This window comes from Gordonia sesuvii (assembly GCF_036350415.1).
In the GTDB taxonomy this organism is placed as follows: domain Bacteria; phylum Actinomycetota; class Actinomycetes; order Mycobacteriales; family Mycobacteriaceae; genus Gordonia; species Gordonia sesuvii.
On sequence record NZ_JAZDUF010000001.1, the window covers coordinates 659509 to 675596 of the forward strand.

Below are 16088 nucleotides of genomic sequence, written 5' to 3' on the forward strand. Positions count from 1 at the left end.
TGCCCGTGTCAGGCGGTGTACTCGGCATCGGTGACGTGGTCGAGCCAGGTGACGACCTCGCCGTTCTCGTCGGCCTCCTGCATCGCCACGTGCGCCATGAAGCGGTCCGGCGTGGCACCGTGCCAGTGTTCTTCGCCGGGTTCGATGTAGACGACGTCGCCCGGTCGGATCTCCTGTACGCCGCCACCCCGGGTGGCGACCAAGCCGATTCCGTCTGTGACGTAGAGGGTTTGACCCTTCGGATGGTGATGCCACGCGGTCCGCGCGCCGGGCGCGAATCGGACGTGAGCGCAGCCGATCGCCGTTTGGTCGTCCGGGTTGCGGATGCCGTCGATCTGCACCGTGCCGGTGAACCACTCGTCGGGTCCGGCTCCGGTCTGTCCACCACTCTGCGTGTACTTCATGGTGTCCTCCTCACACGCTAACGGATATTCCGTATCCGGTTATCCACACTAGGCGCGTAAGCGGATATCGTCAATCCGCTTAGCTGCTACGGTGGGCCCATGACCCAGGCGCCCTCCCCCCGGCCCATGCGCAAGGATGCGTCGATCAACCGCGAACGTTTACTGGACGCGGCCCGGGAACTGTTTGCCGAGAAGGGCCTTGGCGTCACCCTCAACGACATCGCCCGTCATGCCGGCGTCGGCGTCGGCACCGCATACCGACGATTCGCCAACAAGGAAGAGCTCATCGACACGCTGTTCGAGGAGCGCCTGCAAGCAGTGGAAGCGGTCGCCCGAGAGGCGCTCGACGAGCCGGACCCGTGGACCGCACTCACCGACTACCTCACCCGAACCCTGCAGATGCAGTTCGGAGACCGTGGCCTGCATCAGATCCTCGACGACCCGACGCTCGGCGATGCGCGGATCAACGATGTGCGCACACGTATCGCACCGCTGATCGTCGAGTTGGTGCGCCGCGCCAAGGACGCCGGCGTCGTGCGATCGGATTTCGAGCCGACCGACGTCACGTTCATGCAGTCGGCGATGGCACCCATCATGGACAGCACACGCGATCTGGCCCCACAGGTGTACGAGCGCTACCTGACCTTCTTCCTCGATGGAATCCGCAGCGATGACCGGACTTTCACCCCACTACCCGCACCGGCGCTGAGCTCGGAGATCACCCATACCGCGATGACGAGTCGACGACGGTCGACCTCTCGCCGACGCGCGTGACACGGACCGCGAGGTAGGCCCGTACCCGGGTCCGCCGACCGCAGCCTCCCCGCTACACCCACCCCGGGACCCTTGACACCCTCAAGGAGTGAATGTACGTTCACTCATCATGAAGTAGTAATCAAATACCACCACCGAAGGGGATGGATCCATGAACTACGAGGACATCGAGTACACCGTCGAGGGATCCACTGCGATCATCACGATGAATCGACCGAAGCGGTACAACGCATTTCGCGCCAAGACGGTCGAGGAGATGATCAACGCGTTCCGTCGCGCCTGGGCAGACCGCGACGTGCAGGCGGTGATCCTGACCGGCGCAGGCGAGAAGGCGTTCTGCACCGGCGGCGACGTGAAGCAGCGCGCCGAGACCGGCGACTACGGCCCCTCCGACAGCGGCATGTTCGAGATCGGGAACCTGCACAAGACCATCCGCGACATCCCCAAGCCGGTGATCGCGGCGGTCAACGGCCTGGCCATCGGCGGGGGCCACGTCCTACACGTGCTGTGCGACCTGACGATCGCAGCGGACACCGCCCGCTTCGGCCAGTCCGGACCCAAGGTCGGCTCGTTCGACGCCGGGTTCGGCTCGGCGTTCCTCGCCCGCATCGTCGGCGAGAAGCGGGCGCGCGAGATCTGGTACCTGTGCCGGCAGTACGACGCCGAGACCGCCGAACGGTGGGGTCTGGTCAACTGGGTCGTCCCGGCAGCCGATCTGCTCGACGAGGCCAAGAAGGTGGCCGCGGAGATCGCGGAGAAGTCACCGACCACCATCAAGTTCCTCAAGCAGAGCTTCAACGCGGACACCGACCACCAGGCCGGCCTGTCGAACATGGCGATGAGTGCACTTGACCTGTTCACCCATTCCCCTGAAGGACTTGAGGGCGCAACGGCATTCGCCGAGAAGCGTGCGCCGGAGTTCAACAAGTACGTCGGCGTCTGACGCCCGACCAAGGAGGACACATCATGAGCAGCACCAGTATCGCCGTCGTCACCGGCGCCGGGTCCGGTATCGGGCGGGCGATCACCGAGGCGTTTGCTGACCAGGGCACCACCGTCGTCGCCGCGGACCTCGACCTCGATGCGGCCAAGCGGACAGCCGACGGCAACGATCGGATCATCCCGATGAGTGTCGACGTCGCCGACCGAGCCGCTGTCGACGCCCTTCGCGAGGCGGTCGACGCCGAGGTCGGGGTCCCCGACATCCTCGTCAATGCCGCGGGCTGGGACCGCACCGACCAGTTCCTCAATGCCACGACCGCATTCGCCGAGAAGGTCGTGGCGATCAACTACCTCGGACCCGTGCACATGGCCAGCGCGTTTCTGCCGGGCATGGTGGAGGCGGCAAAGGGCGACACATGGAATGGCGGCAGAGTGATCAACCTGGCGTCCGATGCCGGCCGGGTCGGCAGTGCGGGTGAATCCATCTACGCCGGCGCCAAGGGCGGCGTGATCGCACTGTCGAAATCGCTGGCCCGAGAGATGGCCCGGTACCGGATCACCGTCAACGCGGTGTGCCCCGGGCCCACTGACACCCCGTTGTTCCAGGCCCAACCGGACAAGCTCAAAGAGGCTCTGGTCAAGGCCATCCCGTTCCGTCGCCTGGCCCGCCCCGACGAGGTCGCGGCACCTGTTCTGTTCTTCGCCTCCCCCGCAGCGTCGTTCATCACCGGACAGGTGATCAGCGTCAGCGGCGGACTCACCATGGCCGGCTGACGGCCGCCCGGATCATCGGAGATCTGTCATGAGTACCACTGGCATTCAGTCCTACGACTACGACGCCCACCAGTATCGGGCCTTCTTCGAGAACGAGTTCACCTACCTGAACGGCTTCCGACGCAACGTCGGCCGGTACGCCGACACGATCGCGATGATCGATCCGCACACCGACACCGAGTGGACCTACGCCGAGCTGGGTCGGTCGGTCGACTCGATCGCGGCCGCGTCGCACGACCACGGCATCGGTGACGGTGACGTGGTCGCCTACCAGCTCCTCAACGGGCCGGAGTTCGCACAGCTCTACCTCGCCACGCAGGCGGCGGGCGCGGTCGGATCACCGGTCAACTACCGGCTCGCGGCGGGCGAGACGGCCGTCATCCTCGATGTCAGCCGACCGACGGTGTATGTCTACGACACCGACCTCACCGCGATGGTCGCCGACGCCATCTCGCGAGCCGAGCACACGCCGGCGGTGCTGGTCGGCGTCGGCTCAGGTGACCTCGTGGCCGGACCGATGTCGATCCGGTTCTGCGACCTTCGATCTCAGGCCTCACTCGCCGATCCAGCTCGGGGCATCTTCGACGAGACGACGCGCCTCTACACCTCCGGCACCACCGGGATGCCGAAGGCGGTTCCGATGAACAGTGCCATCGAGATCTTCTCGGCACATGACGTCATCATGCACTTCCCGCTCTCGCCGGAGGACCGCACACTCAACATGACCCCCTGGTTCCATCGCGGTGGACTGTACTGTGCGGGACCGAATCCAACCTTCTATCTCGGGTCGACGTTGGTCCCCATGCGTGCGTTCGACGCGGAAAGGACGCTCGACTGGGTCGAGAAGTACCGGTTGACCTTCCTCGTCGGCGCACCGACCAATCTGGCGATGCTGGCCGCCGCACAGCTGCGCTCCCCACGCGATCTGTCCAGTCTCAGCGGCATCGTCACCATGGGAGCGCCGCTCGAGCGCGAGGCCGCGCTGCACTACCAGCGGGTCCTCACGCCCCGCATCTTCAACGGGTACGGTTCCACCGAAGGATTCTGGAACACCTTTCTGCGACCAGCAGATCTACCCGATCATGCCGGTACCGCCGGCCGCGCCTGCATCGACGATGATGTCCGCGTCGTCCGAGTTCATGACGACGGCCATCTCGCGTCGCCCGACGAGACGGTGTCGCGCGACGGCACCGAGGTCGGCGAGGTCATCATCCGATCGCCGAAATGCGCGGCCGCGTACTACGACTCCCCGCATCAGGAGAAAGCGAAGTACCGCGGAAGCTGGCTGCACATCGGCGATCTCGCCACCTGGGATGCGAACGAGTTCGTGACAATCGTCGGACGCAAGGACGACATGCTCATCTCGGGCGGCGAGAACGTCCACCCCGTACAGGTCGAGGAAGCCCTCAACGGCCACCCCGACGTCGCCGACTCACTCGTCGTCGGTGTGCCCGACGAGAGGTGGGGTCAGCGCGTCGTCGCCTACATCCTCCCAGCGGACGGATCGGCACCCACCGCCGAGTCCTTGGATGACTACTGTCGCGCCCACCCGATGCTGTCGCAGTTCAAACGTCCGCGCGCCTACCGCTTCGTCGCCGCACTCCCGGTGTCGGCGACTGGAAAGAAGCTCCACTACAAAGCCACCGAGTCAGCGACCGCCGAGGTCGCCTCCGGCGACTTCGTGACACCACAGACCCCGCAAGGAGCCACCTCATGAGTACCGCCACATCCACCGCTCCGTTCTCCGCCGTCGACCCGCTGAACCTGGATCTCGGCTACTCCGACGACGAACTGGCAGTGCGGGACTCGGTTCGCGGGTTCCTCGCCGAGCATGTCACCCCGTACATCGGCGAGTGGTTCGAGCAGGGTTCGATCCCCATCGCCCGCGAACTGTTCAAGCAGTTCGGCCAGCTGGGCGTATTGGGAATGCACCTCGACGGATACGGCTGCGGTGGTGCGAGTTCGGTCCACTATGGCCTGGCCAGTCTCGAGCTGGAAGCGTGCGATTCCGGCATCCGGTCGATGGTGTCTGTCCAGGGATCGCTGGCGATGTTCTCCATCTACAACAACGGCAGCGAGGGACAGAAGACCCGCTGGTTGCCGTCCATGGCGGAAGGGACGACGATCGGCTGCTTCGGCCTCACCGAACCCGATGCCGGCAGCGACCCGGCGTCGATGACGACCCGTGCCCGTCGCGATGGTGACGACTGGATTCTCGACGGCCGCAAGATGTGGATCACCAACTCCCCCATCGCCGACGTCGCGGTGGTCTGGGCACGCACCGACAACGGTGTGCGCGGTTTCATCGTCCCCACCGACAGCCCCGGCGTCAGCACTCCGGAGATCAAACACAAGCTCTCGCTGCGGGCCTCCACAACCGGCGAGATCGTGCTCGACAATGTGCGACTGCCCGCCGACGCACTGATGCCCGGGACCGATGACCTACACAAGGGAAACGGGATCAAGGCCCCGCTGTCGAGTCTCACCGAGGCCCGGTACGGCATCATCTGGGGCTCTATCGGAGCGGCGCGAACCGCGTGGCAGGCGGCCGTGGATTACGCCGGGCAACGAACCCAGTTCGGCAGACCGATTGGCGGGTTTCAGCTCACCCAGGCCAAGATCGCGGACATGGCACTCGAACTCCAGAAGGGTCAACTGCTGGCGGTCCACCTCGGGCGACTCAAGGACTCCGTCGGGCTGCGGCCCGATCAGGTCAGCTTCGGCAAGCTGAACAACACCCGTGAGGCGATCGAGATCTGCCGGACCGCACGCACCATCCTGGGCGGCAACGGAATCTCCCTGGAGTATCCGGTCATCCGCCACATGGTGAATCTCGAGTCGGTGCTGACCTACGAGGGCACCCCGGAGATGCATCAGCTCGTTCTCGGTCAGGCCTTCACCGGCGAGAACGCCTTCCACTGAAAGGGAGATCATGAGTGCCCTCACCCACGACATCGAACACAAGCACTTCCGCCAGAGCGTCGCCAGGTTCGTCGCCGAACAGATCACCCCGGCACATGCCTCGTGGGAGGAGTGCGGGCTGTGGGACCGCAGTCTGTTCACCGAGGCGGGGAAGAACGGACTCTTGGGGTTTCCCGTTCCCGAAGAGTTCGGCGGACCCGGCGTTGACGACTTTCGGTACAACGCCGTCGTCATCGAAGAGATCGCGAGAACCGGTGCCGCCGCGGAGGCGATCGCGTTTTCCCTCCAGAATGACGTGGTCCTCCCCTACCTGGTCGAGATGACCGACGACGACCAGAAGGCACGGTGGTTACCGGGTGTCGTTTCCGGCGACACCGTGCTCGGCATCGCGATGACCGAACCGGGCGCAGGCAGTGATCTCGCCGGCATTCGCACCTCGGCCGTCCGCGACGGCGACCACTACATCGTGAACGGCTCCAAGACGTTCATCTCGAACGGCCGCAACGGAGACCTCTTCGTCGTGGCCGTACGCACCTCGCCCGACAAGCACAAGGGCCTGACCCTGATGGTCGTCGACGCCGACACCCCCGGATTCCACCGGGGCCGCAAGCTCGACAAGATCGGTCTCCACGCCCAGGACACCAGCGAGCTGACCTTCACCGACATGAGAGTTCCCGTCGCCTATCGTCTCGGCGACGAGGGTCAAGGCTTTTATCAACTGGTGCACAACCTTCCGCAAGAGCGGCTGTCGCTGGCGATCGGAGCGGTCGCGGCGGCCGAGGGCACGTTTGCGCGGACACTCGACTACGTCAGGGAACGCACCGCATTCGGCTCACCGGTGTCGTCCTTTCAGAACACCCAGTTCGTACTCGCCGAGCTCGCCACCGAGCTCGACATCGCCCGAACCTTCCTCGACGACTGTATCGCCGAACATGTGGCGGGAGAGTTGACCGCGGCCCGAGCCGCGAAGCTCAAGTGGTGGGCGACCGAACTCCAGGTCCGCACCGCTGACCGGTGCCTTCAACTGCACGGAGGTTACGGGTACATGCGGGAGTATCCCGTCGCGCGGGCGTTCGTGGACGCGCGCATCCAGACGATTTACGGGGGGACGACGGAGATCATGAAGACCATCGTCGCCAAGGATCTCGGTATTTGAGAAGATGACAGCCGTGACGAGGAGCCCCGGACCCACCACATCGGTCGATGTCGCCGAAGCGGTACGAGCCGTGCGCGCATCGTCGCGGCGTCGACAGCTGCTCGACGCGGCAGTCACGGTGATGGGCCGCACCGGCTTTCATCAGATGTCGATGCAGGCGCTCGCCGACGAGGCGCAAGTCAGTGTGGGCTTGTTCTACAAGTACTTCGGCAGCAAAGAGGACATTCTGCTCGCCGCCATCGTCGACATCCTCGAAGCGTTTCGCGATCAGTTGCAACCGGCGATGGACCTGGCCGGCGACGATCCGGTGCTGCAGCTGATGGCCGGGTTTCGCCGGTACGCGAGCATCGTCGACGAGAACCGTGATGCCGTCGTCCTGACATACCGGGAGAGCCGTACGCTCGACGCCGCGGGTCGCGACCGGATCAAAGAACTCGAGGTCGAAACGTCGGCGCCGATGCGCAGCGTGATCACAGCGGGCATGGCCGACGGCCTCATGAACGAGGTCGACGCGGACCTGGTTGTGTTCGACCTGATGATGCTCGCCCACGGATGGGCCCTCAAGCACTGGCATTTCGCGCCCGGTTACGAGCTCGACTCCTATGTCGCCGCACAGTTGCGCTTCGCGCTGCCCACGTTGCTCGTTCCCGACAAGCTGGACGAGTACCTCACCCAGATCTGACCATGGGATCAGCCAGGAGCTCACGCGCATACGCCGCGATGCCGCGACCTGCCGCAATCAACGGATCGCGCGACCGCAACGTCCGCGACAGCACGAACGCTCCCTCGAGCGCGCTGATCACAGCGGTGATCAGCGCGCGGGCGTCGTCGTCGGTGAGACCACGTTCGCGAAACAGCGCGGCGCCGCCCTCGATCCATCCCTCGAACACCTCGGCCGCCACGGTCCGCAGCTCCGGCTCGACGTCGACGACCTCTCCCGCGACCGTGCCGACCGGGCACATGTTCACCCAGCCCGTGTGTTCCATGTCGTCGGCGGCGGCGATGAACGCGGCCTCGATGCCGGCGGCGATGTCGCCGTAGGGAGCCAGCAGCGACGCCACCAACTCCCCGTAGGCTGCGCCCGACTGCCGCAGCGCGGCTTCTGCGACGGCCCGCTTGCCACCCGGAAAATGGTGATACAGCGATCCGATCGGCGCCCCGGAGGCCTCGACGACCTGCTTGATACCCGTGGCCGCATATCCCTGGCGGCGAAGCAATTCAGCCATCGCCACCGCGATCCGCTCATCCGTACGCATCTGGCCATTCTAGAACACTTGCTCTAGAGTGATTGTTCTAGAACGGTCATTCCAGCCCTGCGACGAAGAGAGGTCAGCATGCGAGTTGTCGATCTTCCGGCCGGCCCGGTCGAGTACACCGACGAGGGCGAAGGACCACCGGTGGTCTTGCTCCATGGACTGCTGATCGACGAGACAGTTTGGGACACAACGATTCCACTGCTCCCCGGCGGGATCCGCTATATTCGCCCGACCCTCCCCCTCGGTGCGCATCGACAGCCGATGAACGCCGACGCAGATCTGAGCCTGACCGGCCAGGTGCACCTCATCGCCGACTTCCTGGACGCGCTCGACCTGCGCGATGTCACGCTCGTGCACTCCGACTGGGGCGGTAGCCTTTTCCTCACCGCGATCGGTCGAGACGAGCGGGTCGGCGCGATGGTCATCATGCCGTGCGAGGCGTTCGACAACTTCCCGCCCGGCCTACCCGGCCGGATGGCGACACTGGCCACCAAACTGCCCGGCGGAATCACCCTCGCCGCCCGACAACTCCGGATCGGATGGCTGCGTCGCACGCCACTGCTGTTCGGCTGGATGGTGCGACGACCGATTCCAGAGGAGGTGGTCCGTCGATGGACGCAACCGTCCCTCACCGAACCCGGTGTCCGCAGGGACCTGGAGAAGTACACCGCGACACGATTCCGGGCCGACGATCTGATCCGTGACACGAACGCGCTCAGGGACTTTCGGGGCGAATGCCTGATCCTGTGGTCGCCGGAGAACCGGGTGATGCCACCCGAGCACGGGCGACGACTCGCCGAACTCATCCCGCAGTCACGCCTCGTGGAGATCGGCGATGCCTACGTGTTATCCATGCTCGATCGGCCTGCCGACGTGGCGCGCGAGATCGGCACGTTCCTGGTCGAGCGGCGGGATCTGGCCGAGACGTGATCCTGCGGTCTTCAGGGTCTCGATACGCCACTCACTACGTTCGCGGCTACTCGACCATCGGTAAAGGGGCGGTCACTTCCGCCTGCGCCCCATTCTCGCGCGGTCGATCGCGGCTTGCCACAGCACCCGTGCGGTCGCCGACAGATGGGCGGGCGTGACCGAATCACGGGCCAGCAACGCGGTGGCCCGCGCGACCGTAGTGGTCGACGACTTGGCCGTGCTGCCCGAATCGAACGGCGGCTGCGGGTCGTACTCGATCACCAACTGAATCGCCTTGGCCCGCTGCTCGCCGGCCACCTTCGCGGCGATCCACAACGCCAGATCAATGCCGGCCGAGACACCCGCCGCGGTGACGATGTCGCCGTCGTGGACCACCCGTTCATCACCAACCGGGGTCGCACCGAAGGCACGCAACGCTTGCAGCGCTTGCCAATGCGATGTCGCACGCCGGCCCTGCAACAGGCCGGCGGCACCGAGGATCATTGATCCCGCGCAGACGGACGTCGTCCACGAGGTGTGTTGATGCACCGATCGCAGCCAATCGAGGAGGACGTCGTCGTGGGCCTGGTTCATCACCGTGGTGCTGCCGCCGGGCACGACCACGATTGCCGGCCGCGGTGTCTCGGCGAAGGTGTGGGTAGCGCCGAGCATCAGCACGCCGGAATCGGCGGTTACGGGGCCCACCTCGTGCCACACGAATCGGACGTCGGCGCCCGGCAGCATCCGCAGCACCTCGTAGGGGCCGATCAGGTCGAGCGCGGTCAGCCCCGGATAGGCGACGAGCGCAACCTGTGTCATGCAGCGGCCTCGCCGCGGACGTCAGGCCGGCGGTACGGCTGCAGCCGCAGGATCTGGCGCAACATGAACCCCGCGACCGGGCGCACCAGCGGCACTCCCCAGCGCCACGGCAGGAAGCCGAAGAAGCGCGGCGAACCGGCGATCTGCCAGGTCACCGTGACCGTGTTGGACCGCTTCCCGTCGACGATGGTGAACCGCTCGACGAAATCCTTCACCGCGAGCGGCACCGAGACCCCGGTTCCGACGAGCGTGACCCGCTCACGGTCGGACACCTCGATCACCCGCTGGCCCACCGACAGGAATGTCCCCGACATGGTCCGGCGGGCATCGATCTGGATCTCGGAACGCTCCCGCTGATCCGGGCTGCCTCCGCGGAGCGCCCAGTCCGGTCCGCGAAGGAACGGCAGGCTCGTGAGGTACGGAGAGTCCAGCCGATCCCACACCTCACGCCGCGATAGCGGGGTGGTTTCGATGACGGTGATCGCGAACGCCGCACGTCGTGCGATGTAGTCGTCGACGTCGTCGAGCGCGACCTCCCGGACCTTGAAACGATTCGGATTGGTCGCCAATCCGAACAAGATTCCCAATCCGATCAGGGCGAGGACCCCCAACACGAGGATCACCCCCACCACGATCCAGAAGATCTCCATACCACTCACGCGTCCCCCGATGCTCGTACTTCATATATGAAACACGAATGTACGACGCCGCCTTCGTTCCGGGCAATGGGGACGCGCGACGGTCAGGCGGTACCGATGATTTCGTTGAGGCGGCTCTCGACCATGCCGACCGCGAATCCGAGCGCACCGAACCGCTCATTGGTGGTCTGCCCGTGGTAGTAGCGGTAGTAGATCTGCTGCGCGATCACCGCGAGGCGGAACTGTCCGAACGCCTCATACCAACGCCACTTCTCCGGCGTCATGTCGAAACCCATACGCTCGCAATACCGTTCGACAAACTCGGCGCGCGTGAGCATCCCGGGCAGGTTCGTCGGTACCCGCCGCATCTGCTGGGTCATCTCGTCGTCGTCGGCCTCCACCCAGTAGGCCATCGAGCCGGCGACGTCCATCAGCGGATCACCGAGGGTCGCCATCTCCCAGTCGAGGATGCCGATCACCCGGGTGGGGTCCTCGGCGGACAGCACCACGTTGTCGAGCTTGAAGTCGTTGTGGATGACGCAGTTCGCGATGTCGTCGGGCTGGTTGTCGGCCAGCCAGGTCATCACCCGCTCGTAGTCGGGCACATCGTCGGTGCGCGCGTTGCGGAACCGTGCCGACCAGCCGTCGACCTGACGGCGCACGTAGCCCATGCCCTTACCGAGATCCGCCAGGCCCGCCTTCTCGGGATCCACCGAATGCAGTTCGACGAGAACGTCGATGAAATTCAGACACAGATCCCGCGCCTGCTCCGCCGACAAGGACACGTCGGGCGGGAGATCCGTGCCGGCGATGACACCGTCGATCTTGCCCATGGCATAGAAGTCCGAGCCGATCACGGAGTCGTCGTCGCAGAACGCGATCATCGGCGCGATGTAGGGCAGTACCGCCGAGAGCTTGGACTGAATGCGGAACTCGCGGCCCATGTCGTGTGCGCCTCGGGCCTTCGTGCCGGCCGGCGCGCGCCGCAGGATCAGCTCACGGGTGGGATAGGACAGCAGATAGGTCAGGTTCGATGCTCCCCCGGAGAACTGTTTGACGGTGGGGACGGCTTCCAACCCGGTGGGGTCTGCGGCGTGCTCACGCAGCCAACCCGCGGCCGCCTCCACATCGAAAGCATCCTCGGTACGCACCTCGCGCGCACCCGCCACCTGTGCAGCCACGTCTGCCACCTCCTCCTCCGGCGACGATGCCGGACCCGACGATCAGTGTTCGTGCCGACGTTACCCGGCGGTCGACTGCGCGGCTGATGCTTGCCGACTCAGGGTTCACGTGGCCTTCGTGACGCTCGCAAGCTCGCTCCTCAGGCACCGGATTGCCGTGATCCAGCTGCGACTCGCCCGACCGGAGCCCATCGGGCGCACAACCACGCACACAGCGCGACCCACACGGCGCCGATCACCCACCCCGCGATCACGTCGGTGGCCCAGTGCACGCCGAGATACACACGTGTGCAACCGATCGCGATCGACCACAGCGGCGCGATCACCAACAACACCGGGTGCGCCCGCACCCACGAACTCGTCCGATGAGCCGCCACCGCGATCAACCCGAAGACCACCATGCTCATCATCGCGTGGCCGGACGGGAACGAGTACGTCTCGATGTCGAGCAACCGGTCCGACACCGGCGGCCGGGGGCGGCCGAACAACTGTTTCAGCAACACCATCACGGCGTAACCGAGGATCGATCCGGCACCGACCATCACCGCCTCGGCCCGCCACCCGCGAACGGCCAGGGTGATGACGACAACGCCGGCCAGGAGTGCCAGCACCAGGGTGTTGCCGGTCGTGGTGATGACGTGAGCCAGGTCCGTCGCGAACGGGCTCCGATGATCGATGACCGCATCGGTGATCGACCGGTCCATCGGGTTGGGGTCGAGAAGCACCTGGTCAGTCCGCTCTCGGAGCGGTATGCAACCAGCCCAAGTCGGGCCCAAGCGATCCACAAGTCATGACATTCACCCTAATGATGCCCCGATCCGCTCCTCGGATTCCGCATGGCGCGGGCATCGGCTCCCACCCGTCATGAAAAGGAACACCATGAAATCCACCCTGCTGTACCGACTGGGGCGGGCCTGCGCGGCCCACCCCGTCCGCACTCTCGTCGGCTTCGTGATCGGCGTCGCGCTCCTGTTGGGCGCATCGTCTGCTCTCGGCGGACAGACCCAGGAGAACTGGGATGTCACCGGCACCGAATCCCACCGCGGTATCGAGCTACTGCGCGACCATGTGCCGGGCGCCGGCAACGCGTTCGCCACCGTCGTGGTGCACTCCGACGACGGCGAGTTGTCGCCATCGACCACCGGAGAGCTCCGAGAGCGGCTCGAACAGATGCCGCACGTCGCCGCCGTCGACCAGCCACAGTTGAGCGCCGATCGCGACACCGCGATCCTCACCGTCGGCTACGACGTCCCCGAGACCCATCGCGACCTGATGGGTGACGCCACGGCGCTCGAGGACGCTATCGAACCGACTCGGGCCGCCGGCTTCGCGGTGGAGATGAACGGCTCGCTCCCCGAGACCGCGGCGGCACCGATCAAGGGACACGCGGAGATCATCGGGATCACGTTGGCCCTGCTCATCATGGTCTTCGCGTTCGGGTCGGTGGTCGCCGCCGGTCTGCCGATCCTGAGCGCGATCGCCGGCCTCGTCGCCGGGTCGGCAGGCGTCCTGATCCTGGCCGCCTTCATGAACGTCAGCCCCACCGCACCGGTGATGGCGACGATGGTCGGCCTCGGTGTGGGCATCGACTACGCACTACTCGTGGTGAGCAGGCACGTCGAGTTCCTGCGCCGCGGACACGATCCGATCGAGGCCGCCGCACGGTCGGTCGCGACTGCCGGCCGCTCGGCGGTGTTCGCCGCCACCACCGTGCTGGTGTCGCTGTTGGGTCTGCCGTTGGCCGGGCTGCCGACGTACTCGTCCTTCGGGTTCGCGACCGCGATCGCCGTTCTCGCGATGCTGGCGTCAACGCTGTTCCTGGTGCCCGTTCTGTGCCGGCTGGCCGGCCGCCGCATCGTGCCGCGCAAGGTCCGGACGTCACCGACAGTGGCACCCGCCGACGTCACCGGACCGACGCGCGCACCGCTGTCTGCCCGGTGGGCCACCCGCGTCGGCACCCGACCGGTGGCGGCGATCGTCATCGCGGTCACCGTCATCCTGGCGCTTGCCGCGCCCGCGCTGTCGATGCGCACGTGGCCACAGGACTCCGGCGCCCAGTCGACCGAACTCACCACCCGCAAGGCCCACGACCTGCTGGCCGCCGAGTACGGGCCCGGCGCCAATGCCGGCGTGACGATCGTGGCGCCGACCGATCGCGTCGACGACGCACAGCTCGACGCCGCGCTCGCAGCCGTCGAGAGCACCGACGGGGTCGAGGCCGTCACCGCGAGCACGTCCCCGGACGGCGCCATCGACATCATCGATGTGACGATCGCGCACGATCCGGCCGATGCGGCAACCGTCGATCTGCTCGACGAGATCCGCGGGCATCTGCCCGACGGTGCGATCCTCACCGGCCACACCGCCTATTTCGACGACATCTCCGAGTTGCTGGCGGACCGTCTGTGGGTGGTCATCGGGTTCGTGGTCGCCGCATCCGTGGTGCTGCTGACGGTGCTGTTCCGGTCGGTCGTCGTGCCGATCAAGGCCGCACTGATGAACCTGCTGTCGGTCGCCGCCGCATACGGCGTGATCACCGCGGTCTTCCAATGGGGGTGGGGCCTGTCGATCCTGGGCGTGGATCACCCTGTCGCGGTGTCGAGTTGGATTCCGATCCTCATCTTCGCGGTGCTGTTCGGCCTGTCGATGGACTACGAGGTCTTCCTGCTCTCCCGCATTCGCGAAGAGTGGCTGGCCACCGGCGACGCTCGCGCCGCAGTGATCGCGGGACTGGCGAAGACCGGACGGGTGATCACCACGGCTGCAGCGATCATGGTCGCCGTGTTCCTCAGCTTCGCGACCGAGACCGACATCGTCATCAAGATGCTCGGACTCGGCATGGCGGTGGCAGTTCTGTTGGACGCCACCCTGATCCGAATGGTGCTGGTTCCGGCGACCATGTCGCTGCTGGGCCGGTACAACTGGTGGCTGCCCGCATGGCTCGACCGCCTGCTCCCCCACATCGACGTCGAAGTCGACGAGGAGGACCCGGCCGCCGACCCGACCCCCGAACCCGAGCTCGCCCGCGCCTGACGGCGCTCACGGTTCTGGCCGCACCTACAGTTTCTGGCCGCACTTCCTGGTCCAAGCCGGAACCTGGAAGTGCGGCCAGAACTGTGCTGGTCAGCTCGAGGCCAGCGACCGCGCGATCACCAGGCGCTGGATCTGATTGGTGCCCTCGAAGATCTGCGTGATCTTCGCCTCGCGCATCAGTCGTTCGACCTTGAAGTCCCGGGTGTAGCCGTACCCGCCGAACACCTGGACGGCGTCGGTGGTGACCTTCATGGCGGCATCGGTCGCAACGAGTTTCGCGGTCGCCGCGGCACGGGAGTACGGCCTTCCCGCGTCGCGACGTCGCGCCGCATCGAGGTAGGTGGCGCGTGCCGAGTCGATCGCGGCCGCCATGTCGGCGAGGACGAAGCCGAGGCCCTGGTGGTCGATGATCTTGCGGCCGAACGCCGTGCGCTCCTGCGCATAGTCGACCGCGGCGTCGAGGGCGGACTGGGCGAGCCCGGTCGCGACCGCGGCGATGCCGAGACGGCCGGAGTCCAACGCGGAGAACGCGATCGGCAGGCCTTCACCTTCGGCCCCCAGCCGGCGGTCTTCGGTCACCAGCGCGTCGTCGTAGGTGGCCGAGGTGGTCGGCACGGCATGCAGCCCCATCTTCTCCTCGGGCTTGCCGAATGCGAGGCCCTCGGTGTCCCGGGCAACGAGGAAGCAGCTGACACCCTTCGACCCCTCACCGGTGCGGGCGAAGAGGTTGTAGACGTCGGCGATGCCGCCGTGGGTGATCCACGCCTTGGCGCCGTTGATCCGATACCCACCCTCGACCGCCGCCGCCTTGCACGCCAGCGCTGCCGCGTCGGAGCCGGCCTGTGGCTCGGACAGACTGTAGGCGCCGATGAGTCGGCCGTTGAGGAGGTCCGGCAACCATCGCTGCTTCTGCTCGTCGGTGCCGAAGTTGAACAAGGGGTGGCACGCAAGACCGTGCACGCTCACCGCGACGGCAACCGCCGCCCAGCGCGCTCCGAGCTCCTCGAGCACCTGCAAGTACACCTCGTACGGCTGGCCGCCGCCGTCCCATTCGACCGGATACGGCAACCCCAGGAGACCAGCCTCACCCATCTCCGCGAAGAGCCCGTCGGGGTACGTCTCCGACTTCTCGTGATCGTCGACGATGGGGGCCAGCCGCTTGTCGGCGAAGTCCCTGGTCAGGGCGATGAGATCGTGCGCTTCATCGCTGGGCAGCAGGCGATCGACCGGCATGACGCGAACCTCCGGGGGATTAGAAATAGTACTGGGGTACACCCGAT

General features: G+C 66.1%; 16 protein-coding genes. 9 read left to right on the forward strand and 7 right to left on the reverse strand.

Going from position 1 to position 16088, the window contains the following annotated elements; translation table 11 throughout:
• Nucleotides 1-8: 8 nt before the first annotated feature.
• Complete coding sequence (locus VZC37_RS03015) at nt 9-404, reverse strand: (R)-mandelonitrile lyase (protein WP_330430928.1); 396 nt, start codon at nt 402-404, stop codon at nt 9-11.
• A 99-nt stretch (nt 405-503) separates the two neighbouring features.
• Between VZC37_RS03015 and VZC37_RS03020 the strand changes: the two genes are divergently transcribed.
• The 7 genes from VZC37_RS03020 to VZC37_RS03050 all read left to right on the forward strand — a co-directional run bounded on the left by VZC37_RS03020 (nt 504) and on the right by VZC37_RS03050 (nt 7654).
• A complete protein-coding gene (locus VZC37_RS03020; RefSeq protein ID WP_330430929.1) occupies nt 504-1178 on the forward strand; it encodes a TetR/AcrR family transcriptional regulator in 675 nt (224 codons plus the stop codon).
• A gap of 151 nt (nt 1179-1329) precedes the next feature.
• Nucleotides 1330-2121, forward strand: coding sequence for an enoyl-CoA hydratase-related protein (locus VZC37_RS03025; protein WP_330430930.1), 792 nt, complete (start codon nt 1330-1332; stop codon nt 2119-2121).
• 23 nt (nt 2122-2144) lie between these two features.
• A complete protein-coding gene (locus tag VZC37_RS03030; RefSeq protein WP_330430931.1) occupies nt 2145-2894 on the forward strand; it encodes an SDR family NAD(P)-dependent oxidoreductase in 750 nt (249 codons plus the stop codon).
• A 28-nt stretch (nt 2895-2922) separates the two neighbouring features.
• Nucleotides 2923-4611: a class I adenylate-forming enzyme family protein gene (locus VZC37_RS03035; RefSeq protein WP_330430932.1), complete on the forward strand. Its 1689-nt coding sequence runs from the start codon at nt 2923-2925 to the stop codon at nt 4609-4611.
• A complete protein-coding gene (locus tag VZC37_RS03040; protein ID WP_330430933.1) occupies nt 4608-5816 on the forward strand; it encodes an acyl-CoA dehydrogenase family protein in 1209 nt (402 codons plus the stop codon). The genes VZC37_RS03035 and VZC37_RS03040 overlap by 4 nt, the downstream gene beginning before the upstream one ends.
• A gap of 10 nt (nt 5817-5826) precedes the next feature.
• The gene (locus tag VZC37_RS03045; protein ID WP_330430934.1) at nt 5827-6972 is read left to right on the forward strand and encodes an acyl-CoA dehydrogenase family protein; all 1146 of its coding nucleotides are present in this window, start codon (nt 5827-5829) and stop codon (nt 6970-6972) included.
• A 4-nt stretch (nt 6973-6976) separates the two neighbouring features.
• Nucleotides 6977-7654, forward strand: a complete 678-nt coding sequence (locus VZC37_RS03050; RefSeq protein ID WP_330430935.1) for a TetR/AcrR family transcriptional regulator — start codon at nt 6977-6979, stop codon at nt 7652-7654.
• Here VZC37_RS03050 and VZC37_RS03055 read toward each other — a convergent pair.
• Entirely contained in the window at nt 7641-8228 is a 588-nt protein-coding gene (locus VZC37_RS03055; protein WP_330430936.1) for a TetR/AcrR family transcriptional regulator, read from the reverse strand. The two genes, VZC37_RS03050 and VZC37_RS03055, sit on opposite strands and share 14 nt — an antisense overlap.
• A 78-nt stretch (nt 8229-8306) precedes the next feature.
• On the opposite strand from VZC37_RS03055, the gene VZC37_RS03060 reads away from it, so the two are divergent.
• Nucleotides 8307-9158, forward strand: coding sequence for an alpha/beta fold hydrolase (locus VZC37_RS03060; RefSeq protein WP_330430937.1), 852 nt, complete (start codon nt 8307-8309; stop codon nt 9156-9158).
• Between the two features lie 72 nt (nt 9159-9230).
• Here the strand turns inward: VZC37_RS03060 and VZC37_RS03065 are convergent, their stop codons facing one another.
• The 4 genes from VZC37_RS03065 to VZC37_RS03080 form a co-directional block, all read right to left on the reverse strand.
• Entirely contained in the window at nt 9231-9956 is a 726-nt protein-coding gene (locus VZC37_RS03065) for a DJ-1/PfpI family protein (RefSeq protein ID WP_330430938.1), read from the reverse strand.
• Nucleotides 9953-10606 carry a hypothetical protein gene (locus VZC37_RS03070; RefSeq protein WP_330430939.1) on the reverse strand — a complete coding sequence of 218 codons (654 nt, stop codon included), beginning with the start codon at nt 10604-10606 and terminating at the stop codon, nt 9953-9955. Before VZC37_RS03070 ends, VZC37_RS03065 begins: the two co-directional genes overlap by 4 nt.
• A 92-nt stretch (nt 10607-10698) precedes the next feature.
• The gene (locus VZC37_RS03075; protein WP_330430940.1) at nt 10699-11775 is read right to left on the reverse strand and encodes a phosphotransferase family protein; all 1077 of its coding nucleotides are present in this window, start codon (nt 11773-11775) and stop codon (nt 10699-10701) included.
• A gap of 140 nt (nt 11776-11915) precedes the next feature.
• Nucleotides 11916-12500, reverse strand: a complete 585-nt coding sequence (locus tag VZC37_RS03080; RefSeq protein ID WP_330430941.1) for a phosphatase PAP2 family protein — start codon at nt 12498-12500, stop codon at nt 11916-11918.
• A gap of 154 nt (nt 12501-12654) precedes the next feature.
• On the opposite strand from VZC37_RS03080, the gene VZC37_RS03085 reads away from it, so the two are divergent.
• A complete protein-coding gene (locus tag VZC37_RS03085) occupies nt 12655-14808 on the forward strand; it encodes an MMPL family transporter (protein ID WP_330430942.1) in 2154 nt (717 codons plus the stop codon).
• Between the two features lie 90 nt (nt 14809-14898).
• Here VZC37_RS03085 and VZC37_RS03090 read toward each other — a convergent pair whose 3' ends face one another.
• Nucleotides 14899-16041, reverse strand: a complete 1143-nt coding sequence (locus VZC37_RS03090; protein ID WP_330430943.1) for an acyl-CoA dehydrogenase family protein — start codon at nt 16039-16041, stop codon at nt 14899-14901.
• Between the last annotated feature and the right edge of the window lie 47 nt (nt 16042-16088).